The organism is Yersinia alsatica (assembly GCF_902170305.1).
Lineage (GTDB): Bacteria > Pseudomonadota > Gammaproteobacteria > Enterobacterales > Enterobacteriaceae > Yersinia > Yersinia alsatica.
This window is the reverse complement of record NZ_CABHWW010000039.1, coordinates 115,266-137,005: the sequence shown is the minus strand read 5'-3', so window position 1 is coordinate 137,005 and position 21,740 is coordinate 115,266. Positions and strand designations below refer to the sequence as shown.

Sequence of the window (21,740 nt, the reverse complement as noted above, 5' to 3'; positions counted from 1 at the left end):
CATTTGCAGATTGCGCTCATTAAAACATTCTCTATGTCACTTTTACAATTATTATGCTGCTGAAAGCTAATAACTCGGAGAATCTACAATTGGATGACAGTTAGCTTTCCATTTATTACAAGAATGGGCTGAAAAAGTAGAATAGTCTTTCAGTGACCCGGTGCCAGAGAGGGCGCTTGTTCCAAAGTTCGACATCTAATAACACCGAACGCGCAATATAGTCATCTTGCACCTGCGCCAAATCTGCACCAAACCCATCATCATCAATCACCAGCGTGATTTCAAAGTTCAGCCATAAGCTGCGCATATCCAGATTGACGGTGCCCACCAGACTTAGCTGGCCATCAACCAGCACACTCTTGCTGTGCAACAGACCCCCTTCAAACTGGTAAATCTTAACGCCAGCGTCAAGCAATTCGGAGAAGAAGCCACGGCTAGCCCAGCGGACCATCATCGAGTCATTATCTTTCGGTACAATGATGCTGACATCAACCCCGCGCTGCGCTGCGGTACAAATGGCATGCAGCAAATCGTCGCTCGGGACTAAATAGGGGGTGGTCATGACCAACTGTTTACGGGCGGCATACACGGCGGTTAATAATGCCTGATGAATCATTTCCTCAGGGAAACCCGGGCCGGAAGCAATAACCTGAATGGTATGGCCGCTCTCTTCTTCGAACGGCATGATATGAGTATCTGGCGGCGGTGGCAGAATGCGTTTGCCGGTTTCAATCTCCCAGTCACAGGCATATACGATACCTAAAGTGGTCGCCACCGGGCCTTCCATACGTGCCATCATATCAATCCATTGACCCACACCCGCATCTTGTTTGAAGAAGCGCGGATCTACCATATTCATACTGCCGGTGTAGGCCACATAATTATCAATCAAGATCACTTTGCGGTGCTGGCGCAAATCCATGCGGCGAAAGAATACCCGGAGGACATTGACTTTAAGCGCCTCGACCACTTCGATACCGGCATTGCGCATCATGGAAGGGTATGGGGTTCGGAAGAATTGCTGACTCCCGGCGGAATCGAGCATCAGACGGCAATGAACACCGCGTCGTGCTGCGGCCATCAGTGATTCAGCCACTTGATCAACCAGGCCGCCTGGCTGCCAGATATAAAACACCATTTCTATATTATGGCGCGCCAGTTCGATATCACGCACCAGCGCTTTAAGTGTGTCATCGGTAGTGGTTAATAATTGTAATTGATTACCTTTAACGCCACTGATGCCTTGGCGGCGTTCGCATAATTGAAACAGCGGGGTCGCCACCTCACTATTTGAGCTGGCAAATATATGCTGGCAGTCTTTCAGTTCACTCAGCCAGCGCGCAGTGGAAGGCCACATGGCTTTTGCCCGCTCAGCGCGCCGCTTACCTAGATGAAGCTCACCAAATGAGAGGTAAGCAATAATCCCCACCAAAGGCAGAATATAAATAACAAGCAGCCATGCCATGGCCGAAGGAACGGCTCTGCGTTTCATTAGAATACGCAATGTTACCCCGGCAATAAGCAACCAATAGCCAAAAACTGAGAGCCAACTGATTACGGTATAAAATGTTGTCATAAGGGCAGAAATCCTGTTCACAAACGGTCACTAAAGAGTGTACGCACAGTATGGTAAAGGCGAAACCTTTAATCGGATATATTACTGGATAAAATCTTTTAGGCTAAAGGACTTGCAAGACTAAATATAGCAGACGTTTGCTAATATTCCGGTTCGAACGTGGCGAGTTTTAGGACCAAACATGCGTTTTTGCCATGCTGTGACTTGGATCAAGAGATGAAAGGTCTATAATGAGCCGGTTCTCAGCTTTGGAAGAATGGTTTCATGAGACGGAGTAAGAATGAGGTCGGCCGTTGGCGTATGCTGCGGCAAAATCAGCGCCGTAAAAATCGCTGGCTTGAAGGTCAATCGCGGCGTTATCGCCATATCTATTGTGTGCGGCAGCTTCATGAACATCAGCATCGTAGGTCGCTATTGTTCACCGTGGCTTATGAATGGTGATTCACTGTAGTCGATAATAAAAACAGCCTCTTTATGAGGTTGTTTTTGTTTTTGCCATACTGAGTTGCTACGGGTTATTAAATTTCCGCTCTACAAACCCTCGAGCTATACAGCGGCTAGTGGTGATGTTGCTGGTGACGATTTTAACATTTCGTGGTTAATCTGAAATTGCCTAATGATATTTTCCTCTTTAAATTACGCTTTTTTTCGCATAAAAATCAGCCCTATCCTAAATTAACAAAATGCGACAATTCTGATGTTATTATTAATAATAAACAGTGCAAAATAGTGGTTTATCAGTTTATTTCACATCAGAATGACATCGCGCTACCCTATATATTCGGCCGCTTCGTTCTAATCGTTCAGTTTCAGGGGTGTTACTGTTGGGTTGTTCGAGGCGGCCAATCTCCTGTTAAATAAATGAATATGAAATAGTAAACTTGATAATCATCGTGATTAACTAATACTTTCTTATCTATCAATGAGTTGTTATCTGGCGTATTCTCTTTGGTCAATTCTTGTTATCGTTTTTAGTGATCAATAATAAAAAATTGATCAATTTTACCAATTGATCAATACTGCTGTTCTCATCAAATAAAAGGATTTTTACCGTGGATAGCAGGCTAAACATTGCAGTCGATTGCACTTTTATCTGTGAGCCGGTTTACAAACGTAATGGTAAATTATTTGCAGTAGAGTTATTGAGTCGGTTCACGACGAGCTCTTTTAAATCGCCTATTTATACCGAACGTTTCTTGCATCAACTTAATGCGCAGATGAAGGCAACCTTGTTGTATGACCAATTATCTGCAGTAAAAAAACAGCAGAAATGGTTTATTGAACATCAAATAATACTCTCAATAAATATAGATTTTGATATGACGCAAGCGGTGCTTTGTGACGAGAGTGTCATCGCATTATTGAGCTCAATGCCCTTTATCCGGCTGGAGATAATGGAGAGCTTTCCCAATCTCAGTGAAGGGGCGAGGAATACACCATTAAGTAAGCTGGCTAAACGATATTGCTTGTGGCTGGATGACTTTGGCAGCGGCAATGCTCACATCGCGGCAGCGGCAAGTGACTTCTTCGAATGTGTAAAAATTGACAAGCATTTTTACTGGCAATGGGCTGGGAGTGTCACCTTTGACAATCTGGTGATACGTCTACGTGACCATTGTCAGAATGTTGTTGTTGAAGGGGTCGAAACTCATCAGCAGTTTAATCAGCTTGCCAATATGGGCGTTGATGCCATGCAAGGTTACTTATTTAGCTCGGTGGTATTGGATGAACTCAATCATCTTCCATTGCGCTATGAGTATGCCAATATCAGATAGATTTACTGCGATATTAGCCCAGCATTAATCACCGTCAAATGACGGTCCTCTGCGAGAGAAAAGCCAAATTATATCGACAGGACATCAACTTAGCAGGCTTTTGCTGTGGGTATCACAGTTATATGTTGCCGTTCAGTGGATGATATAATCCCTATTACAGCAAAGGCTATCGTTCATGTCTCAATATAAACTGGCTAAAACAGTATTCTTCGGGGATTTAAAAACCAGTACCGCACTGTATAAATATGAGATTTATTGTGAAGAGTCTGAGCTGATATACCACGCTGCTATTTATTCTGAACAAGTGATTGCTGCCGGGAAACATACTTATCCTGTATGGGTAAGAAAAGACCATATGATATTAAAATCACCTGCACACATGCTGGATAAAGCGGTGGAAGCTTGCGAAGATCATTGGTTGAAACACTACAAAGTGTAGTGGGGCGCAGAGAAGTCAATCAAATACGCCTGAACCCAGGCGTATTGTGTGGATTAATGGTATTTATCAATTCAATTAATCAAATAATTCTGATAGAAAACTTTTCTTCTTGTAATGCTTAGGTTTTGCGTATCCGTGGTTATCACGGTCATGATGACGTTCACGGTCTCTAGGCTCAGAATAAGAGGCAGTTGCAGGCTCACTTTCTACTGATTTTTCAATGATTTTATCAAGCTCTCCGCGATCCAGCCAGACCCCACGGCAATTTGGGCAGTAATCAATCTCAATGCTTTTACGTTCAGACATTACCAATTGGGTATCTTTGCATACTGGACACTGCATAGTTTTCATCTCCGCGTTTAACAAAATAGCTCAATATCTCAAGAGAGAAATCGATAATTTATTAGACAATGATTCACGGTAAGTATAAGTAAAGATACTTAAATAGATGTAATTGCGCGGAGCGAGGGGCTGGATTGAAAGACGATAAGCCATTTTTCTGTGGGCTGCCACGATGCTAGCATGGCTAGCATGGCGGCCCGCTAAGCATGTTGTCAGAATACCCGCTTATAAGGTTTGATAATAACCGACTGGTACACGCCAGCGGCCACATAAGGGTCTTGTTCGGCCCAAGCTTCAGCCTCTTGTTGTGAGGCGAATTCAGCAATCACCGTTGAACCGCTGAACCCGGCAGCACCTGGGTCGGCACTGTCAATGGCGGGGTTTGGGCCCGCGGTCAGTAAGCGCCCTTGGTCCTGCAATGCTTGTAAGCGAGCCAGATGCGCAGGGCGCACGGATAGACGCTTTTCAAGTGAGTCAGGGATATCGGTAGCAAAGATTACATAAAGCATGTTTCACCTTTAAAATCATTATCATGATATTGGCTCGGTATTCCATAACAGCACGTTCCATTGCTAAATTCAATCATGGGTGTAAAGGGGAAAATCGCGGAATACACTGGTAATTGATAATGAAATAAAATGATAACTAACCGTAAATAGAAAGTGTCATTCCGTTGATATTGCCGCTTAAAACATCATTTAAGGCCTATTGATGAGATAGTTTGCAGATGCTTATTGAATATGATTGCTATTTGCATTTAAACTTAGCTGCATCAGAGGACAGTGAATTATTATGCAGCTAAATAAATTTTTTCTGGGTCGACGCCTTACATGGCCAATCGCACTTTCAGTAGGGCTACATGGCAGCGTAGTTGCGGCATTGCTATACGTTTCAGTCGAGCAAATGCGAGAACAGCCGGAAATCGAGGACGCGCCGCTTGCTGTCACTATGGTCAATATCGCCACTTTTGCCGCCCCACAACCTGCGGCGGCGGAACCACAGGCAGAACCCGAGCCTGAACCGGTTGAAGAGGCACCACCAGAGCCTGAGGTGTTGCCAGAGCCGGTGCCCGTTGCAATACCTGAACCGGTGAAACCTAAGCCAAAACCTAAACCGGTGAAAAAAGAAGTGAAAAAACCGGAAGTGAAGAAGCCCGATGTTAAGAAAACAGTGGCGCCACCGGATGACAAACCCTTTAAATCTGATGAGCCTGCGCTGGTTGCTAACAATGCGCCGGTAAAATCGGCACCTAAGGCATCAGTGCCGGGGGCATCAACATCAGCAGGGCCAAAAGCACTGAGTAAGGCGAAACCGACTTATCCCGCCCGCGCCTTGGCCTTGGGGGTTGAAGGGCAGGTTAAAGTGCAATACGACATCGATGAAAATGGCCGTGTGACAAATGTACGTATCTTGGAAGCGACTCCGCGCAATACCTTTGAGCGTGAGGTGAAGCAGGTTATGCGTAAATGGCGGTTTGAAGCAGTTGCTGCCAAAGATTATGTCACGACCATCGTGTTCAAGATTGGTGGCAACATGGAGATGAACTAAAGCATCAAAGCTCTGGTTCAAAACATGATTTAGTCAGCACAATAGAAAAGGGTCGCTTTAACGCGACCCTTTTTGCATCGGCAGAGCCCGGTTAGCGACTACTGCGTCGCACCGACCTCAAAATTACCGCGGCCATTTGGTAAGGCGCGGGCTTTACCGGCATCATCCACAGCGACATAGGTGAAGACCGCTTCAGTTGCGCGATAGCGCTGACCGATAGGCTCGGAAGAGACTTTTTTCACCCAGACTTCGATATTGATAGTAATAGAGCTGCGGCCAGTCTTGATACAGCGGGCATAGCAGCATACGACATCACCCACCGCTACGGGCTTGAGGAATGTCATCCCGTCAACACGTACCGTGACAACACGCCCCTGCGCTATCTCTTTTGCTTGAATAGCACCGCCGATATCCATTTGCGACATCAACCAGCCGCCAAATATATCCCCATTGGCATTAGTGTCAGCGGGCATTGCAAGGGTACGGAGTACCAATTCACCGTTAGGTAATGATTGCTCACCGCGAGGTGATAATTGTTCCTGAGTCATCTCTGCCTACTAAAAATCTGCTCACCTGGAATAGCCCACTGGAAGGTCAGTGGGCAGCAAATACTTCATTTATTAGCGGGGTAATCGTTAAAGTTACGACTTTTTCTGTTCTTCTGGCATGTGTCGGTAAATATAAACCCCACTGATTAGGGTGAATACCAACGTTAGTGCGGTTAAGCCAAAGACTTTAAAATTCACCCAGATATCTTGCGGTAACCAGAATGCGACATAGATGTTCAGCAGGCCGCAGGCCAAGAAGAAGATGGCCCAAGACATATTCAGCGTTGACCACACTGCATCAGGTAATGTCAGTTCTTTGCCCAGCATTCGCTGAATCAATGGTTTTTTCATAAACCACTGGCTGATTAACAGCGCAGCAGCGAACAGCACATACAGCACCGTTACTTTCCACTTAATGAATAAGTCACTGTGGAATGCCAGTGTTAGGGTACCGAATACCAGCACCATAATGGCGGTAACCAATGTCATTTTTTCTACTTTGCGATATTTGACCCAAGTAAAGGCCAATGCCAGCAATGTTGCGACGATCAACGCCCCTGAGGCGACAAAAATGTCATACATCTTGTAGAAAACGAAAAATACGACCAATGGGAGAAAATCTAAAAGTTGCTTCATGAATCAATCCATCATTTGTACACCGCCCGACTATACCGGATTCAGTGCGGTGAGGGTACCAGCGGTAAAACACTATTATCCTTAATTATCTGCCGGAATGCGCGCTCTGCCAGTGGAATTTGCAGAAACTTACGATAAACAAGTAACAGATTTTGTCTGTATATTGCCAGTCATGCGTTAACCCAGCATGATACGTAGTGAATATTGGGTTAAAGCTTGTGGAGTAACTATGCAGAGAAAATCACTCCGGTATTGGATGCCGGGTTTGACCCAATTAATGGCTTATGAACGCGACTGGTTCAAGCCAGATGTCAGAGCGGGCTTATCCGTCGCCGCTGTGGCATTACCCATTGCCATCGCTTATGCCGAATTGACCGGTGTCAGTGCCGCAGTGGGGTTGTATTCGTGTATTTTGCCGATGATTGCATATGCATTTTTTGGCTCATCGCGACAATTGATTGTTGGGCCTGATGCCGCCACTTGTGCGGTGATCGCCGCGGTAGTAGCACCGCTGGCTGCCGGTAATAGTGAAGTGCACTGGCAACTCACGATCATGATGACATTGATGATGGGGACATGGTGCTTGGTGGCCAGCCGTTTCAAACTGGGCGCATTGGCGGATTTATTATCGCGGCCAATACTGACCGGGTTGCTTAATGGGGTTGCCATTACCATCATCGTTGACCAACTCGGTAAGGTTTTTGGCTTTATGACCCGCCCACCGCAGCTGATTGAGCGGGTGTTGGCGCTGCCACATAATTTGATGAATACCCATTTGCCAACCGTGGCCATCTCGCTACTGACGCTGGTGGTACTGTATGGCGTTAAGTGGTTAAGGCCCAACTGGCCTGCGCCGCTGTTGGCGATTGTCATTGCTACCTTTGTTTCGTGGGCCGCCAATATGCAGCAATTTGGTGTCTCTATCGTCGGCGGATTTGAAGGTGGTCTGCCTATGGTGCATTGGCCTGATTTCCAACCGGGCCTGCTGCGTGACATGGTTATCCCCGCACTCAACTTGGCTGTAGTGAGTTTTGTTAGCATGATGCTGACGGCGCGTAGTTTTGCCGCCAAGAATGGTTATGAGGTTGATGCCGATGTCGAACTGCGCGCATTGGGTATCACCAATATCGTCTCGGCCTTGTCTCAAGGGTTTGCTATCAGCGGAGCCAGTACTCGCACCGCAGTGAATGATGCCAATAATGGCAAGAGCCAGTTGGTTTCTATTATTGCAGCATTGGTTATTGCGATGGTGCTGCTGTTTCTAACGCGTCCACTGCAATTTATTCCTATCGCGGCATTGGGCGTGGTGCTGATTTATGCCGCTTGGTCATTGCTGGGGTTCAGGAGCCTATGGCAGTTACGTAAACGCAACACTCAAGCTTTCTATCTGGCGCTTTTTACCTTTATCAGCGTGGTGTTAGTCGGGGTGATTAGCGGCATTGGCTTAGCCGTGTTACTCGGGTTATTACAATTCCTGCGTACCGTATTCCGCCCGACTGAGCAGTTATTGGGGGTTAACGCGGACGGCATGATCCATTCAATGCGTAGCGGTAATGGTATTAAGCCGGTATCCGGTGTCATGATGTATCGCTTTAATTCGCCATTGACCTATTTCAATGTGGCCTATTTCAAGCGGCGAATTTTGAATCTGGTTGATAGCACGCCGCATCCGGCGGATTGGGTCGTTATCGATGCTGTTGCCAGCTTTACCTATGCTGATATCAGTGTGCTGGCCGCCATTGACGAACTTAAACGTGATTTGAAACAGCGCAATATTAAGCTGATATTAGCCGGACGACGGACTGAGTTGACGCGCTGGTTCCGAATTAATCGGCTAAAAAGCCATGATGAAGATTTGATCTTGGTTCCCGATCTGTATCTGGCCCTTAAGCTGATTCAAAGTAAACAGCGAGTGGCCGAGAAGCAAGAACCAGAAAAACAAGAGTCAGTAGAGGGTGGCGAGCCTGAAGTTAACTGATGGGCATTCGTTATCATCGAACGTCAATAGAAAAGATTTAAAACTAGAAAAGGGCCGTAATGGCCCTTTTTATGGTTCTATCTGAGTCGATATTTAGGCGCTAGCATCGGTTGGACGCAGCAACATATATAAGCGGAACAGGTAAACCAGCAATAATGCAGAAACCAGATTACTCAGTGCACTTAAAATGACACTGGCAATAGGTGCTGGCAATGCGGTCAAGTGATTGACCAGATACAGCAACACTAATTTAGCCGCTATCCACAACATCATGGCAGGGATAATTAACCGCACATTGGCAAAGGCCAGTTTAGAACTCGCCTTTATGGCGGCAAAAACGCCTATTTTTTCAGTGGTCACGATAACCGGCGATAATGAAAGCGCCACCGCAATGGCGATACCGGGCACGATGAAGAGCATTAATCCTAACTGGATTAGCAACGTGCCAATAAACATCAGTAACAGTAAGCGAGGCAAAATAGGCACAGAAATACCAATGGCCTGCAATGCGCTAACACGACGCCCCATTGATACCATCGACATCAGCGTTAGCATCCCACCGACTAATAGCACATTGCCCACTAATGCGGAAAAGGTTGCTGCGGCAGAGACTTTGAGCAGCACTATTTGTTGCTCTGGTGTCAGTTGCGCCACCATATCCCGAATGCTGATATTCCCTGATGACGCAAAATCACTTTCTGAGGCACTCAAAATACTCAGTTGTTCTGTACCAGGGATAAATGCCTGATTCAGCATGACGGTAATGAACGCAGTCAGCAAAGCCAGTAACAGGATGGCCGGCAGCTGATTACGTAAAAAGTTAAAACTGTCACGGTATAAAGTGTTAGCCGTGATAGGCATGAAAGCTCCTTGGGATCGAAAAAATAGCGCTTAGCCAATGATTATACCTTGTTATGGGGCGCTATGGGATCCCGTGATAGGCCAATGACCGATTTCTTCTAATCTAATTATCTGGATGTTATCAATAGGTAACGGTGGCAAACCATAGTGGGCGCGGGCGCGATCACAATGTGGATTGCGCACGCCTGTTTCACCTGAACGTTCAAATTCATGGCAAGGAGGCGGTCGATCACCATAGATTGAGCAGGAAACAGACTGACCGACCTCTCCTTGCAGGGCGGCACAACGGGGGGATTTGCTGTTGGTGCCAGACATGCAGCTGATAAAGGGAGTGACTTGCTCAGTCATGGCATTAGGAACGGTGCCGCCACCTTCTTGGGCCTCAGCCCAATAGAATGACACCCGAAAATAGGCACAGCAGGCACCACAGTTCACACAGGGATTAATTTCAGCGCTCATCTTTAATCTACTGCTCCTTACAAAGTAAACAGCCAACCGATCACGATTTCACACATACGACATCCAAGCATAGCAGCATGACCACTGTTCTCTTTTTCATCAATGCGTATTAATACGATTTAATGTGAAGTGCCCATTTATGATCCAGATCAATTTCAATGTTATTAAGGAATTAAATAACCTTACTTAATTTAGGATTTATTCAATTTGTTACGAAAGGTGTGATCTCTATTGGATCATGAATACTCATTTGTAGGTATATTCTGTTCGCGAATATACCTACAAATGGAATGGATAATGAAAAAAGTCACTTTGGCATTGTTAGCCGTAGCAACTCTGGCATCGACTGCGGTAAGCGCACATCAAGCAGGCGATTATATTTTCCGGGCAGGGACGGCGACTGTCAGACCAAATGCCGGGTCTGATGATGTTCTAGGTTATGGTTCCTTCAAGGCAGATAACAATACTCAGTTGGGCCTGACCTTCAGCTATCTCATTACTGATAATATCGGGGTAGAATTGCTGGCGGCTACGCCGTTCCGCCACAAAATTGGCCTTGGGCCGACCGGGGACATTGCTGAAGTTAAGCAATTGCCACCGACCCTAATGGCGCAATATTATTTCCGTGACAAACAAGACAAACTGCGCCCGTATCTGGGGATCGGTCTGAACTACACCACGTTCTTTGATGAGAAGTTCAATAACACCGGCAGTTCCGCCGGTTTGACGGATTTAAATGTTAAAGATTCATGGGGTGTAGCAGGGCAAGCCGGCCTGGATTATATGGTCAGCGAGAACTGGATGCTGAATATGTCTGTCTGGTGGATGAACATCGAAACTGACGTCAAATTCAAAGCGGGTGGTGAAGAGCAGAGTATTCATACTCGTCTTGATCCGTGGGTGTTTATGTTTGGCGCGGGTTATCGTTTCTAACTTGCCCGTCGTTCTTACCGCTACAGGGGTGTTAGCTGCGTTCACTTACCCGAATCACTTACTTGAGTAAGCTCATCGGGATGCGCTCACTGGCTGCCTACCTGTAACGGCAATAACTTAGGGCAAGCCCGTCGTGCTTGATATTGCAGGGGTGTTAGCTGCGCTCACTGGCTGCCTACCTGTAACAGTAATAACTTTGGGTAAGCCTGTCGTGCTGGGTATGGCAGGATGGGGTCACAAAGGAGGCGCAGCAATGCGCCTCCGACCGTTAAATTATCTGATAAGCATTTGATCACTAACAGACTTCACCCCTGGTACTGTGCGGGTGATCTGTACTGCGCGGTTGGCATCCTGACGTGAGCTAACAAAACCACTCAACTGAACCCGCCCTTTGAAAGTCTCAACACTGATTTCAGTCGATTTTAGATTCTTCTCACCCAGCAGCGCTGACTTCACTTTAGTGGTGACGACGGTGTCATCCAGATAACCCCCCGTTCCTTCCGACTTTGCGGTGGGTGCACAGGCTGAGACAGCCATCGCCATGATTACTGCAATGCATAAAGCTGAAAAGGTCTTGAAAATCTTCATAAATGACTCTCCATGTTTATTGATGACATAGGGCATGTATTACGCAGTAATTAGTATTGGTTATGAATGAATTTTATTCAAATAAACGGCAGATAAGTGGCGTGGAACAGCTTGAAAAGAAGAGAATATAGCGCCCGAAAGGGTAAACCCTCAGGCGCTGGGTAACACTAGAGACGAGTAGCGGCTTTCATTTCCGTCACAAAACGCGATAACTGAGCCAACATCTCGGCTGGTTGCGAGAGATTATTTTCAATGATTTTTACAATCGCGGAGCCAGAAATAGCCCCGGCGGCACCCGCTGCTAAACTGGCTTTCACCTGCTCAGGTTCGGAAATACCGAAACCTTGCAGTGCCGGAGCTGCATGGTACTCACGCAGTTTATCAATCAAGTGGTTTAACGGCAGATGACCATGATTTTCTGCACCGGTTACACCCGCGCGCGAAAGCAAGTAAGTATAGCCACGGCCATGAGAAGCGATCTCGCGCAATAAATCATCATCAGCATTGGGCGGACAAATGAAGATTGGCGCAATGCCATAACGGGATGCCGCCGCACGGAAAGGGGCTGACTCTTCAAATGGCACGTCAGCAATAAGAACCGAGTCGACACCCACCTCGGCACAGCGCTGATAGAAAGTATCAATGCCGTTGTGGAATACCAAATTTGCATACATCAGCAGCCCAATAGGGATGGTCGGATGTTTTTTGCGGATCTCGGCCAGCATCTCAAAGCAGATACCCGGCGTCACGCCTGCAGCAAAAGCCCGCAATGCCGCGTTTTGAATGGTTGGGCCATCCGCCAGTGGATCAGAGAAGGGAATACCCAACTCCAAAGCATCTGCACCTGCGGCAATTAAGGTATCAATAATATCTAATGATATTGCCGGTGACGGGTCGCCTAATTGCACGAAAGGAACAAAAGCACCTTCATTTTTGGCGGCCAACTGTTTGAAAAGCTGCTGATAACGCTCCATTAAATTTCTCCCCGTGCTTTCAGGATATCGTGGACGGTGAAAATATCTTTATCACCACGCCCGGACAGATTAACCACCAGAAGCTGTTCTTTTTCCGGTGATGCTTTAATCATTTTCAGGGCATGTGCCAAGGCATGGGAAGACTCCAATGCCGGGATAATCCCTTCTTTACATGACAATGCTTTAAATGCTTCTAAAGCTTCATCATCAGTGACCGAAACATAATCGGCGCGGCCAATGCTGTTCAAGTAAGCATGCTGTGGCCCAACAGACGGGAAGTCTAGCCCCGCAGAAATTGAGTAAGACTCTTCAATCTGACCATCACTGGTTTGCATCATCGGCGATTTCATACCGAAGTAGATACCCACTTTACCGTGTTTAAGTGGAGCACCATGCTGGCCGGTTTCGATACCCAGCCCGGCGGGTTCTACCCCAATTAAGCCAACACCTTCTTCATCGATAAAATCAGCAAACATACCAATTGCGTTTGAGCCACCACCGACACATGCCAATACCGCATCCGGTAAACGGCCTTCTCTGGCTAATATTTGCGCTTTAGTCTCTTCGCCGATCATCCGCTGGAATTCGCGCACAATGGTTGGATAAGGATGTGGGCCAGCGGCGGTTCCCAGCATATAGTGTGCGGTTTCGTAGCTACCAGACCAGTCACGCAGCGCCTCATTACAGGCATCTTTTAAGGTTGATGAGCCACTGTGTACCGGGATAACCTCTGCGCCCATCAGCCGCATACGGAACACGTTCGGTGATTGACGTTCAATATCTTTCGCGCCCATATAAATGCGGCATTTCAAACCCAGTAGGGCGCAAGCTAATGCTGATGCCACGCCATGCTGGCCGGCACCGGTTTCTGCAATAATTTCAGTCTTACCCATGCGTTTGGCTAATAAAGCTTGGCCCAACACTTGGTTGGTCTTATGCGCGCCGCCGTGCAGCAGATCTTCGCGCTTGAGATATAACTTGGTTTTGGTCCCAGCGGTCAGATTCTGACACAGAGTTAGGGCTGTCGGACGCCCGGCATAGTTCTTGAGCAAATCCTGAAATGCCGCCTGAAACTCAGGGTCCAGTTGCGCACTGACGAAAGCCTCTTCCAGTTGCTTCAATGCTGGCATCAGAATCTGGGGCACATACATGCCGCCGAACTCGCCAAAATAAGGATTCAATGTGGTCATTTTTCTGTCCTTTATATGCCCGTGATCTTTCAAACTGCAGGTGTGTTGGCTGTACTGACTAACCCGAATCACTGACTTTTGTAAGCTCATCGGGATTATCTTGCTTGCCGCCTTCCTGCATCTTGAAATCTATTGGGTAGAGGGTTAACTCAAATGTGTTTAGAAATCAGTAAGCGCGCAATGTCTCGAATACGGCGGCGATCAATTGTGGGTCTTTGATGCCGGGAGCACTTTCTACTGCGGAATTGATATCCAGACCGGCAGCACCCAGTTGCGCTGCTGCGTCACAATTCTCGGCCCCCAATCCGCCTGCCAATAGGACGTTATCCAACGAGTGACCGGCTAAAAGTGCCCAGTTAAAGTGCTGGCCGGTACCGCCGTTGCCATTATCCAAAACATAACGTTCGACATGCTGTAAATTGCGCGCGGGTAAGGTGTCACCGACACTCAATGCCTTCCAAATTTGGCAGTTAGCGGGCAAAATTTCACGCAACTGATTGATATAAGACTGGTCTTCATGCCCATGTAATTGCACGGCAGCCAGAGATAAGCGCTCGGCAGTTTGTTGGACGGTATTGATTTCAGCATCACGGAACACGCCGACGTATTTCAGCGGCGCACCACTGATCACCGTGCGAGCTTGTGCAATGTCCACATGACGTGGTGAGCTACTGACAAAAATTAACCCGCCATATACTGCACCGGCATGATAGGCAGCAGCGGCATCTTGGGCGCGGGTCAGTCCGCAGACTTTATTCTCACCCAGCAAGACCCGGCGCACGGCAGCATTAAGGTCTGTCTCAGACATTAGCGCACTGCCAATCAGGAAACCGTTGGCAACATGGCTCAGTTCGCGCACCTGGCGGTAATAATTAATCCCCGACTCGCTGATAACAGTGACGCCGGCAGGCAGACGAGGTGCCAGCTCACGGGTACGATTAAGGTCGATCGACAAGTCGCGTAAATCACGGTTATTAATGCCCACGACTTTAGCGCCCAGTGTAATGGCACGATCCAATTCTTCGGCATTGCTGGCTTCGGTCAATACTCCCATATTCAGGCTATGCGCGACAGCAGCCAGCTGGCGGTAGGTATCATCGTCCAGCACTGACAACATCAGCAAAATAGCATCAGCCTGGTAAAAACGAGCCAGCTGAATCTGGTAAGCATCGATAATAAAGTCTTTGCACAATACGGGCTGAGTCACCACCGCGCTGACTTGCGGTAAGAAATCAAAGCTGCCTTGGAAGTATTTTTCGTCAGTTAATACCGAGATAGCGGAGGCGTAGTTTTTATATACAGCGGCAATTTCTGCCGGATTAAAATTGTCACGAATGACCCCCTTGGATGGGGACGCCTTTTTGCATTCCAGAATAAAAACGGTTTTATCGCCTTGCAGCGCTTGATAAAAGTTGCGCTGGCTGTGAGTGATATCGTGTTGAAAGCTGGCCAGAGGCTGTTGCAATTTCCGCGCGGCAACCCAGATTTCCTTATCGCGCACTATTTTGTGAAGTACGGTTTCCTGCATGATTTATCCTCTTGCTGCCAGAGCGGTCACTCGTGAGAAAGCTTGACCGCTGTGAATCATTTCCAATGCTTGTTGTGCGTTATGACGCAGGTTTTCTTGACCGTGCAACTTCAGTAATAACGCTACGTTAGCCGCGACGGCTGCGGCATGCGCCGCTTCACCCTTACCTTGTAACAACCTTGCTAAAATGTCACGATTTTCTTCAGGTGCGCCACCTTGCAACGAACCCAGTGGATAGTGGTTTAAACCAAAATCTTCTGGCGATAATTCATAGCTTTCGATGCTGCCGTTATTCAGTTCTGCAACCTGCGTTGGTGCATGAATAGCCACTTCATCCATTCCGCCGCCATGCACGACGGCTGCGCGCTGATAACCCAGCACTTTCAGTGTTTGTGCAATGGGCAACACCAATTCTGGGCTGTAAACACCGATTAATGCCAGTGGTGGGCGGGCAGGGTTAATCAGTGGCCCCAGTACATTAAACAAGGTACGGGTTTTCAACTGTTGGCGCACTGGCATGGCATGGCGAAAACCTGTGTGATACTGCGGCGCAAACAGGAAGCAAACACCTAACTCATCTAATGCCAGCCGTGATTGCTCAGCCGGCATATCCAGACGAATACCAAAGGCGGCCAGCAGGTCTGATGAACCAGAGCGGCTGGAGACACTGCGGTTACCGTGTTTGGCGACTTTCACGCCACAACTGGCAGCAACAAAGGCGCTGGCAGTGGAAATATTAATGCTGTTTGTGCCGTCACCACCGGTACCGACGATATCCGCGAACAAGTAGTCAGGGCGCGGGAAGTGTTGTGCATCGGCCAACAAAGCCTGAGCAGCACCGGCAATCTCGGCCGGGGTTTCACCACGCACTTTCATGCTGATTAATGCTGCGGCCAGTTGGCTGGCTTCCAGTTCGCCACGCACGATAGCCGCAAACAGCATCTGGCTTTCCTGCTGGGTCATAACCTCGGCCTGAAACAGTTTTTCTAATAGCTGCTCTTTGGTTAATGACAAGTCTTTGGCCAGCAGCATGTCTTTAGAGGGTAAATTTTGCATTTTATGTTCCTTATTTACGCTAACGCCCAGGCCAATGTCTGCTCAAGCAAACGGGCACCTTGGGTGGTTAAAATCGATTCCGGGTGGAATTGGTAGCCACAAACCCGATGCGCATCATGACGAACCGCCATGACCATCTCGCCAAAACGGGCGTTAACGGTTAATTCTGTTGGGATATTGCTGCCGACTAATGAGTGGTAGCGGGCAACCGGCAATGGATTTGGCATACCGGCAAACATCCCTTGTCCATCATGTTCAATGGCTGAAGCCTTGCCATGCAATATTTCACCTGCTTGACCTACGTGGCCGCCATAAGCTTCAACAATGGCCTGATGACCCAGGCAAATACCAATAATCGGTAGTTGGCCGCGTAAGCGTTGCAGTAATTCAGGCATACAGCCTGCTTGTGCCGGAGTGCCGGGGCCAGGGGACAACATCAACACCGGTTGTTCGAGTTGTTGCAGGCACTCAATAATGGTCTCGGCAGCAATGTGGTTACGATAAATCACCACGCGATGGCCACTGGAACGCAGTTGATCCACCAGGTTATAAGTAAAGGAATCGATATTATCGAGCAGCAAGATATCAGCCATTAGAACAGCTCCCTGGCATGGTGTGCGGTGGCAATCGCCCGCAGAACAGCACGCGCTTTATTGCGGGTTTCATCAGCTTCCGCTTGTGGAATGGAATCGAGTACAACACCGGCGCCGGCTTGTACGGTAGCGATACCGTCTTCGACATAAGCCGAGCGGATAACAATGCAGGTATCCAGGTCACCATGGGCAGTAAAATAGCCGACGGCACCACCGTAACTGCCACGTCGCGCACCTTCGCTGCCAGCAATCAATTGCATGGCCCGAACTTTTGGCGCGCCGCTCAATGTCCCCATATTCATGCAGGCTTGGTAAGCATGTAGCACGTCCAAGTCTTGGCGCAGCGTTCCCACTACGCGAGAAACCAGATGCATAACAAAAGAGTAGCGATCAACTTTAGTGAGGTCGGCGACATAACGGCTACCGGGCTCACAAATGCGCGCCAGATCGTTACGGGCTAAATCCACCAGCATCAAGTGCTCAGCAAGCTCTTTATGGTCAGTACGCATTTCCAGCTCAATACGACTGTCTAAATCGCGGTCCAACTCGCCATTGGCACGGCGGCCACGTGGGCGAGTACCGGCAATGGGGTAAATCTCAATTTGGCGGTTAGTGGCATCGTATTTCAGTGCGCTTTCAGGTGATGCACCAAACAGCGCGAATTCGTTATCCTGCATAAAGAACATATAAGGGCTGGGATTATGGTCTTTCAGGGTTTGGTAAGCCGCTAGTGGGGATGGGCAAGCTAGAGAGAAGCGGCGTGACGGTACCACCTGGAAAATTTCACCCTCACGAATGGCGTGTTGCAACTGACTGACTACCGCGCCATACTCTGCATCTGATTGGTTACACTGTAACGTCATCTCGGGTACTGCTTTGGCAGGAATCGGCTGTGGTGCTTGCTGTAACTGATGACTAATTTGCTCTAAACGGTTACTCAGACGCAGATGCTCGGCGAGATCTGGGGTGAACAGACTGGCTTGTAATCGAGTGGTGCGATTTTGATGATCCAACACTAACAAGGTTTCGGCTAGATAGAAGCAGAAATCCGGGCAACGGTTTTCATGGCGCAGTGGCGGTAAGTTTTCAAAACCGGCGACTAAATCGTAGGCAAACAGGCCGCCCAGGAACATGGCTTCGCGCTCGGCGACTGGGGAATCAACCAGTTTTAATAGCAGGCGCAGAGCATCAAAAACCGACAACGCCTGTAGGCGAGAGTCTTCATCTTGTACCGCAGTAATGACCGGGAAAGTTAATTCACGACCATTAGGGCGCACTTGAATATCAACTTCAGCCGGTAACGCACTGTCTAACAAGGCTAATAAAGACGCGCCATTGCGAGTGAGCGCTTCAATGGTCACTTTCTGTCCCAATGCGGTGATCCGCAGTGCGCTATCGATAATGAGCAGACTTTTCAGGTTCTGTTTGCTGGTCACCTCTGCTGATTCGAGCAGCAAAGTGGCAGGGCGTGCGCCGCAAAGTTGATGAAACAGTGCAGTTGGGTCATCGCGGTAACACGCCGTGGCGGTGAGTAGCTGTAAAGTGGGGCGCGAAGTTTGCATCATTATTTGTTGATCCTGAAAAAGTAATTACGCCGAAATCTGTCCATAAAAAAGCCCGCTATTAGCGGGCTGAAGCAATCTGCACTGTCTGATGACTGATATGCGTGATTACATCGCCCGAGTGAGGGAGATGTGCCACCAACGCAGTAAGGAGATCAGGGTAGTTTTCATTTCAGTCATTGCTCTCTAGGATTGCTTTCATTTTATCCCCTTGGCTCTTGAAGCCGCTGGGGCGTTAGCTGCGTTCACTCATTACTGATGTAAGCTCATCGGGATGATGCCTACCTGCAACTCCAATATCTTTGGGGAACACAGTTATGCGACTCACTGTTCCGATCACCATTTTGGTACCTCGTGAACTTGTGTACTAGTTAACTGGTTCGCGAGATGAATGTCAAGCTCTTGAATGATTGTTTTTTTAATGAACTTGGTGTGGCTGGCGAGTACGGACTTCAATTAAGGTGCGTAAAAAGCTTATTAACGAGTATCATACTCAACCACGTTTTTTCTGGATTTTTGTTTTGGTTAATAAGACCGTTTTGATAAATAAACCCGTTTTGTCTGATAACGCCATCTTGCTTGGCTCGGCTGATTTACCTGATACCGCAGCCGGTTCAACGGCATTTACACTCTATGATTTGCATAGCCATACCACGGCATCTGACGGCTGCTTGACGCCTGCGGCGCTAGTGATGAGGGCGGCGCAAATGCGGGTGGGCGTTTTGGCCATTACCGATCACGATACGACGGCGGGATTAGCAGAAGCGGCAGCCACTATTGCACAACAGCAACTGGCATTACGGCTTATCCCCGGCGTTGAAATTTCTACTTTATGGGAAAATCATGAAATCCATATCGTGGGACTCGGTATTGATATCCACCATGACAGTATTTGCACACTGCTGAGTGAACAATCCAACCATCGCTATGTGCGTGCGCAAGAGATCAGCGCTCGTCTGGCAAAAGCACGCATTCCTGATGCCTGGGAAGGCGCTAATCGGTTGGCGAGTGGCGGACAGGTGACCCGTGGGCATTTTGCCCGCTATTTGGTGGAGCTTGGGCTAGCCAGTAATGTCGGGCAGGTTTTTAAAAAATATTTAGCCAAAGGCAAGACCGGTTATGTTCCCGCGCAATGGTGTACAATAGAACAAGCTATTGATGCAATTAAGCAATCTGGTGGGCAAGCGGTGCTGGCGCATCCCGGCCGCTATGATTTAACCGCCAAATGGCTGAAACGGTTATTGGCACATTTTGCCGAGTTTGGCGGAGATGCCATGGAAGTCGCTCAATGCCAGCAAGCTCCACATGAGCGAGCACAACTTGCCCAATATGCACGCGACTATAATTTACTTGCATCCCAGGGGTCTGATTTCCATCAACCTTGTTCCTGGATTGAGCTAGGCCGCAAATTGTGGCTACCTGCTGGGGTGGAGCCGGTATGGCGTGATTGGCCTATAGAGCCAGCCAACTCGAATGTTGAATGATGAGGTAGAGTCATGAGTCAATTTTTTTATATTCACCCGGAAAATCCGCAGCCAAGATTAATCAATCAGAGTGTTGATTTTTTGCGCAAAGGTGGGGTGATTGTTTATCCGACAGATTCCGGTTATGCCCTTGGCTGCCGCTTAGAAGACAAATCGGCAATGGAGCGTATCTGTCGTATTCGCCAGTTGGATGGTAATCATAATTTCACGTTGATGTGCCGTGATTTGTCAGAGTTATCTACCTATGCCTATGTGGATAACACGGCCTTTCGCTTGATCAAAAATAATACCCCCGGCAATTACACCTTTATCTTAAAAGCGACCAAAGAAGTACCTCGGCGTTTGATGAATGACAAACGTAAGACTATTGGTTTGCGTGTGCCGTCTAATCCTATCGCGCTGGCGCTGCTGGATGTATTGGGTGAGCCATTAATGTCGACCACGTTGATGCTACCGGGTAATGATTTTGCAGAATCTGATCCTGAAGAGATCAAAGAACACTTGGGCAAACAAGTGGATTTAATCATCCACGGCGGCTCATTGGGCCAACAGCCGACTACTGTTATTGATTTGACGGATTCTTCACCTGAAGTTATCCGTGAAGGAGCGGGGGACGTCACGCCATTCCGCTAGGTTTGTTTTAGATATTCGCCGTTATTGGATACAGCCTATGTTGGATACGGTATCAATTCCTTTGTGAAATGCCCGTATCCAACCCGTTCACCAACCTCCCACCCAGACCCAATCAAATTGCCGCTATCATGGCGCTATTCTCGCAGAGCATAGGGTTAATATAGCCAATTCCACCGCCAATTAATGACGCGCTATTACAGTAAGTTATTCTGCATAAATATATTACTCATCTGCTTATCCATTTTTCAGTATTTTTTGTATCATTCCTAGAGTAATCACTCGTTATTTCTGACATTTAAGTATATTTTTGTGGGCGCTAAACTAAATTCTCAACAATAATTAACTTGTTATTTATTTACCTATTTAATACTTTTTATGCACCAATATTTTTAAGACACATCCAATGAGAATTTAATTGTAAATATACCTTATTTGATATCATTTTAATTTGACGATCTTTTATTCTAGAGTTTAAACCCTAAAATAGAATAATGTGAGTGTCGACAACGTCGGTGGTCTGGGGGTTAAAGCGCTGAATGGCATTGAGGTGATTCAGATTAACGACCATAGATAAGATAGAAACCATGATAATTAGGTTATTATCTTCACGAATCCTCCCTAAGAAATTTGACAGAATAACATTTTCAATAAAAATAAAGTCACAATTAACTCAAAGAGAGAATGAAATTCTTGAATATATATTATTAGATTTAAGTAATAGTTATATAGCAAGTGAGCTTGATATGAAAAATAAGACAGTGAGTGCACATAGACGTAATGTATATAATAAGCTAGGCGTCAAAGAAATTAACGGGATACTTAAGGTATTACTGATGCCCCAATGATTGGTAAGCTTTTTTTATGAAAAATGGATATTTCTATTCTCAATTTTGTTTTTGAATAACCAAGATAATTCTTAATCTTTTAAATCCACAAGATATATTAAACAATCCCCTCCTGGATATATATTGTTATTAATTTGCTGACGGAATGTTTTATTTCTTACAGCGAGTAATAATTGACATTTCATTTTTATG

22 protein-coding genes, 1 pseudogene and 1 other annotated feature are annotated in these 21,740 nt (G+C 47.2%); of the genes and pseudogenes, 9 read left to right on the top strand and 14 right to left on the bottom strand.

Features of this window, described 5'->3' with window-relative positions; genetic code table 11:
• Positions 1-115: 115 nt before the first annotated feature.
• Entirely contained in the window at positions 116-1,576 is a 1,461-nt protein-coding gene (gene cls / locus FTA96_RS23070; RefSeq protein ID WP_145539002.1) for a cardiolipin synthase, read from the bottom strand.
• Positions 1,577-1,840: 264 nt separating this feature from the next.
• On the opposite strand from cls, the gene FTA96_RS23065 reads away from it, so the two are divergent.
• The 3 genes from FTA96_RS23065 (at position 1,841) to FTA96_RS23055 (ending at position 3,790) form a co-directional block, all read left to right on the top strand.
• Complete coding sequence (locus tag FTA96_RS23065; RefSeq protein ID WP_050110477.1) at positions 1,841-2,017, top strand: YciY family protein; 177 nt, start codon at positions 1,841-1,843, stop codon at positions 2,015-2,017.
• A gap of 611 nt (positions 2,018-2,628) precedes the next feature.
• On the top strand, positions 2,629-3,351 hold the full coding sequence (locus FTA96_RS23060) for an EAL domain-containing protein (protein ID WP_050122187.1): 723 nt from the start codon (positions 2,629-2,631) through the stop codon (positions 3,349-3,351).
• Between the two features lie 175 nt (positions 3,352-3,526).
• Positions 3,527-3,790: a hypothetical protein gene (locus FTA96_RS23055; protein WP_050101340.1), complete on the top strand. Its 264-nt coding sequence runs from the start codon at positions 3,527-3,529 to the stop codon at positions 3,788-3,790.
• Between the two features lie 75 nt (positions 3,791-3,865).
• Here the strand turns inward: FTA96_RS23055 and FTA96_RS23050 are convergent, their stop codons facing one another.
• Positions 3,866-4,132, bottom strand: coding sequence for a TFIIB-type zinc ribbon-containing protein (locus FTA96_RS23050; protein ID WP_050110475.1), 267 nt, complete (start codon positions 4,130-4,132; stop codon positions 3,866-3,868).
• 212 nt (positions 4,133-4,344) lie between these two features.
• The gene (locus FTA96_RS23045; RefSeq protein ID WP_134957281.1) at positions 4,345-4,641 is read right to left on the bottom strand and encodes a YciI family protein; all 297 of its coding nucleotides are present in this window, start codon (positions 4,639-4,641) and stop codon (positions 4,345-4,347) included.
• 283 nt (positions 4,642-4,924) lie between these two features.
• On the opposite strand from FTA96_RS23045, the gene tonB reads away from it, so the two are divergent.
• Entirely contained in the window at positions 4,925-5,680 is a 756-nt protein-coding gene (gene tonB, locus FTA96_RS23040) for a TonB system transport protein TonB (protein ID WP_050110473.1), read from the top strand.
• A gap of 98 nt (positions 5,681-5,778) precedes the next feature.
• Here the strand turns inward: tonB and yciA are convergent, their stop codons facing one another.
• Together yciA and FTA96_RS23030 are read right to left on the bottom strand one after the other, a co-directional pair.
• On the bottom strand, positions 5,779-6,228 hold the full coding sequence (yciA, locus tag FTA96_RS23035; protein WP_050110472.1) for an acyl-CoA thioester hydrolase YciA: 450 nt from the start codon (positions 6,226-6,228) through the stop codon (positions 5,779-5,781).
• A gap of 93 nt (positions 6,229-6,321) precedes the next feature.
• Entirely contained in the window at positions 6,322-6,864 is a 543-nt protein-coding gene (locus FTA96_RS23030; RefSeq protein ID WP_050110471.1) for a septation protein A, read from the bottom strand.
• A 229-nt stretch (positions 6,865-7,093) separates the two neighbouring features.
• Between FTA96_RS23030 and FTA96_RS23025 the strand changes: the two genes are divergently transcribed.
• A complete protein-coding gene (locus FTA96_RS23025; protein ID WP_050110470.1) occupies positions 7,094-8,842 on the top strand; it encodes a SulP family inorganic anion transporter in 1,749 nt (582 codons plus the stop codon).
• A 93-nt stretch (positions 8,843-8,935) separates the two neighbouring features.
• Here the strand turns inward: FTA96_RS23025 and FTA96_RS23020 are convergent, their stop codons facing one another.
• Both FTA96_RS23020 and FTA96_RS23015 read right to left on the bottom strand, forming a co-directional pair.
• Positions 8,936-9,703, bottom strand: coding sequence for a YciC family protein (locus FTA96_RS23020; RefSeq protein WP_050110469.1), 768 nt, complete (start codon positions 9,701-9,703; stop codon positions 8,936-8,938).
• 51 nt (positions 9,704-9,754) lie between these two features.
• Positions 9,755-10,162, bottom strand: a complete 408-nt coding sequence (locus tag FTA96_RS23015) for a YkgJ family cysteine cluster protein (protein WP_050110468.1) — start codon at positions 10,160-10,162, stop codon at positions 9,755-9,757.
• Positions 10,163-10,459: 297 nt separating this feature from the next.
• Here FTA96_RS23015 and ompW point away from each other — a divergent pair, with 297 nt between their 5' ends.
• A complete protein-coding gene (ompW, locus tag FTA96_RS23010; protein WP_072077755.1) occupies positions 10,460-11,095 on the top strand; it encodes an outer membrane protein OmpW in 636 nt (211 codons plus the stop codon).
• 273 nt (positions 11,096-11,368) lie between these two features.
• Here the strand turns inward: ompW and FTA96_RS23005 are convergent, their stop codons facing one another.
• From FTA96_RS23005 to trpL, 7 genes and pseudogenes are all read right to left on the bottom strand, one after another.
• Positions 11,369-11,683 (bottom strand): BON domain-containing protein, encoded by a 315-nt coding sequence (locus FTA96_RS23005; protein WP_050110466.1) that lies wholly within the window; start codon positions 11,681-11,683, stop codon positions 11,369-11,371.
• A gap of 167 nt (positions 11,684-11,850) precedes the next feature.
• Positions 11,851-12,657, bottom strand: a complete 807-nt coding sequence (gene trpA / locus FTA96_RS23000; RefSeq protein WP_050136461.1) for a tryptophan synthase subunit alpha — start codon at positions 12,655-12,657, stop codon at positions 11,851-11,853.
• A complete protein-coding gene (trpB, locus tag FTA96_RS22995; RefSeq protein WP_050110464.1) occupies positions 12,657-13,847 on the bottom strand; it encodes a tryptophan synthase subunit beta in 1,191 nt (396 codons plus the stop codon). The genes trpA and trpB overlap by 1 nt, the downstream gene beginning before the upstream one ends.
• A gap of 166 nt (positions 13,848-14,013) precedes the next feature.
• The gene (gene trpCF / locus FTA96_RS22990; protein ID WP_145574998.1) at positions 14,014-15,375 is read right to left on the bottom strand and encodes a bifunctional indole-3-glycerol-phosphate synthase TrpC/phosphoribosylanthranilate isomerase TrpF; all 1,362 of its coding nucleotides are present in this window, start codon (positions 15,373-15,375) and stop codon (positions 14,014-14,016) included.
• Between the two features lie 3 nt (positions 15,376-15,378).
• Positions 15,379-17,024: pseudogene (gene trpD / locus FTA96_RS23645) on the bottom strand (bifunctional anthranilate synthase glutamate amidotransferase component TrpG/anthranilate phosphoribosyltransferase TrpD).
• Entirely contained in the window at positions 17,024-18,586 is a 1,563-nt protein-coding gene (locus tag FTA96_RS22975; protein ID WP_050146514.1) for an anthranilate synthase component 1, read from the bottom strand. Before FTA96_RS22975 ends, trpD begins: the two are co-directional and overlap by 1 nt.
• A gap of 45 nt (positions 18,587-18,631) precedes the next feature.
• Positions 18,632-18,733: a sequence feature (Trp leader region), on the bottom strand.
• A complete protein-coding gene (gene trpL / locus FTA96_RS22970) occupies positions 18,695-18,757 on the bottom strand; it encodes a trp operon leader peptide (protein ID WP_134957788.1) in 63 nt (20 codons plus the stop codon). It overlaps the preceding feature by 39 nt.
• A gap of 350 nt (positions 18,758-19,107) precedes the next feature.
• Here trpL and rnm point away from each other — a divergent pair, with 350 nt between their 5' ends.
• The 3 genes from rnm to FTA96_RS22955 all read left to right on the top strand — a co-directional run bounded on the left by rnm (position 19,108) and on the right by FTA96_RS22955 (position 21,548).
• Positions 19,108-20,070: an RNase RNM gene (rnm, locus tag FTA96_RS22965; protein ID WP_050146516.1), complete on the top strand. Its 963-nt coding sequence runs from the start codon at positions 19,108-19,110 to the stop codon at positions 20,068-20,070.
• 12 nt (positions 20,071-20,082) lie between these two features.
• Complete coding sequence (locus FTA96_RS22960; RefSeq protein WP_050110461.1) at positions 20,083-20,703, top strand: L-threonylcarbamoyladenylate synthase; 621 nt, start codon at positions 20,083-20,085, stop codon at positions 20,701-20,703.
• Positions 20,704-21,287: 584 nt separating this feature from the next.
• Positions 21,288-21,548, top strand: a complete 261-nt coding sequence (locus FTA96_RS22955; protein ID WP_145574995.1) for a response regulator transcription factor — start codon at positions 21,288-21,290, stop codon at positions 21,546-21,548.
• Positions 21,549-21,740 lie beyond the last annotated feature (192 nt).

Coding starts and splice junctions, on each gene's coding strand:
- tonB (WP_050110473.1), top strand. CDS start 4,925: ATGCAGCTAAATAAATTTTTTCTGGGTCGACGCCTTACATGGCCAATC.
- FTA96_RS23030 (WP_050110471.1), bottom strand. CDS start 6,864: ATGAAGCAACTTTTAGATTTTCTCCCATTGGTCGTATTTTTCGTTTTC.
- trpA (WP_050136461.1), bottom strand. CDS start 12,657: ATGGAGCGTTATCAGCAGCTTTTCAAACAGTTGGCCGCCAAAAATGAA.
- FTA96_RS23050 (WP_050110475.1), bottom strand. CDS start 4,132: ATGCAGTGTCCAGTATGCAAAGATACCCAATTGGTAATGTCTGAACGT.
- FTA96_RS23005 (WP_050110466.1), bottom strand. CDS start 11,683: ATGAAGATTTTCAAGACCTTTTCAGCTTTATGCATTGCAGTAATCATG.
- FTA96_RS23025 (WP_050110470.1), top strand. CDS start 7,094: ATGCAGAGAAAATCACTCCGGTATTGGATGCCGGGTTTGACCCAATTA.
- FTA96_RS22975 (WP_050146514.1), bottom strand. CDS start 18,586: ATGCAAACTTCGCGCCCCACTTTACAGCTACTCACCGCCACGGCGTGT.
- ompW (WP_072077755.1), top strand. CDS start 10,460: ATGAAAAAAGTCACTTTGGCATTGTTAGCCGTAGCAACTCTGGCATCG.
- yciA (WP_050110472.1), bottom strand. CDS start 6,228: ATGACTCAGGAACAATTATCACCTCGCGGTGAGCAATCATTACCTAAC.
- trpB (WP_050110464.1), bottom strand. CDS start 13,847: ATGACCACATTGAATCCTTATTTTGGCGAGTTCGGCGGCATGTATGTG.
- FTA96_RS23020 (WP_050110469.1), bottom strand. CDS start 9,703: ATGCCTATCACGGCTAACACTTTATACCGTGACAGTTTTAACTTTTTA.
- FTA96_RS23055 (WP_050101340.1), top strand. CDS start 3,527: ATGTCTCAATATAAACTGGCTAAAACAGTATTCTTCGGGGATTTAAAA.
- FTA96_RS22960 (WP_050110461.1), top strand. CDS start 20,083: ATGAGTCAATTTTTTTATATTCACCCGGAAAATCCGCAGCCAAGATTA.
- trpCF (WP_145574998.1), bottom strand. CDS start 15,375: ATGCAGGAAACCGTACTTCACAAAATAGTGCGCGATAAGGAAATCTGG.
- cls (WP_145539002.1), bottom strand. CDS start 1,576: ATGACAACATTTTATACCGTAATCAGTTGGCTCTCAGTTTTTGGCTAT.
- FTA96_RS22955 (WP_145574995.1), top strand. CDS start 21,288: ATGATAATTAGGTTATTATCTTCACGAATCCTCCCTAAGAAATTTGAC.
- FTA96_RS23045 (WP_134957281.1), bottom strand. CDS start 4,641: ATGCTTTATGTAATCTTTGCTACCGATATCCCTGACTCACTTGAAAAG.
- FTA96_RS23065 (WP_050110477.1), top strand. CDS start 1,841: ATGAGACGGAGTAAGAATGAGGTCGGCCGTTGGCGTATGCTGCGGCAA.
- FTA96_RS23015 (WP_050110468.1), bottom strand. CDS start 10,162: ATGAGCGCTGAAATTAATCCCTGTGTGAACTGTGGTGCCTGCTGTGCC.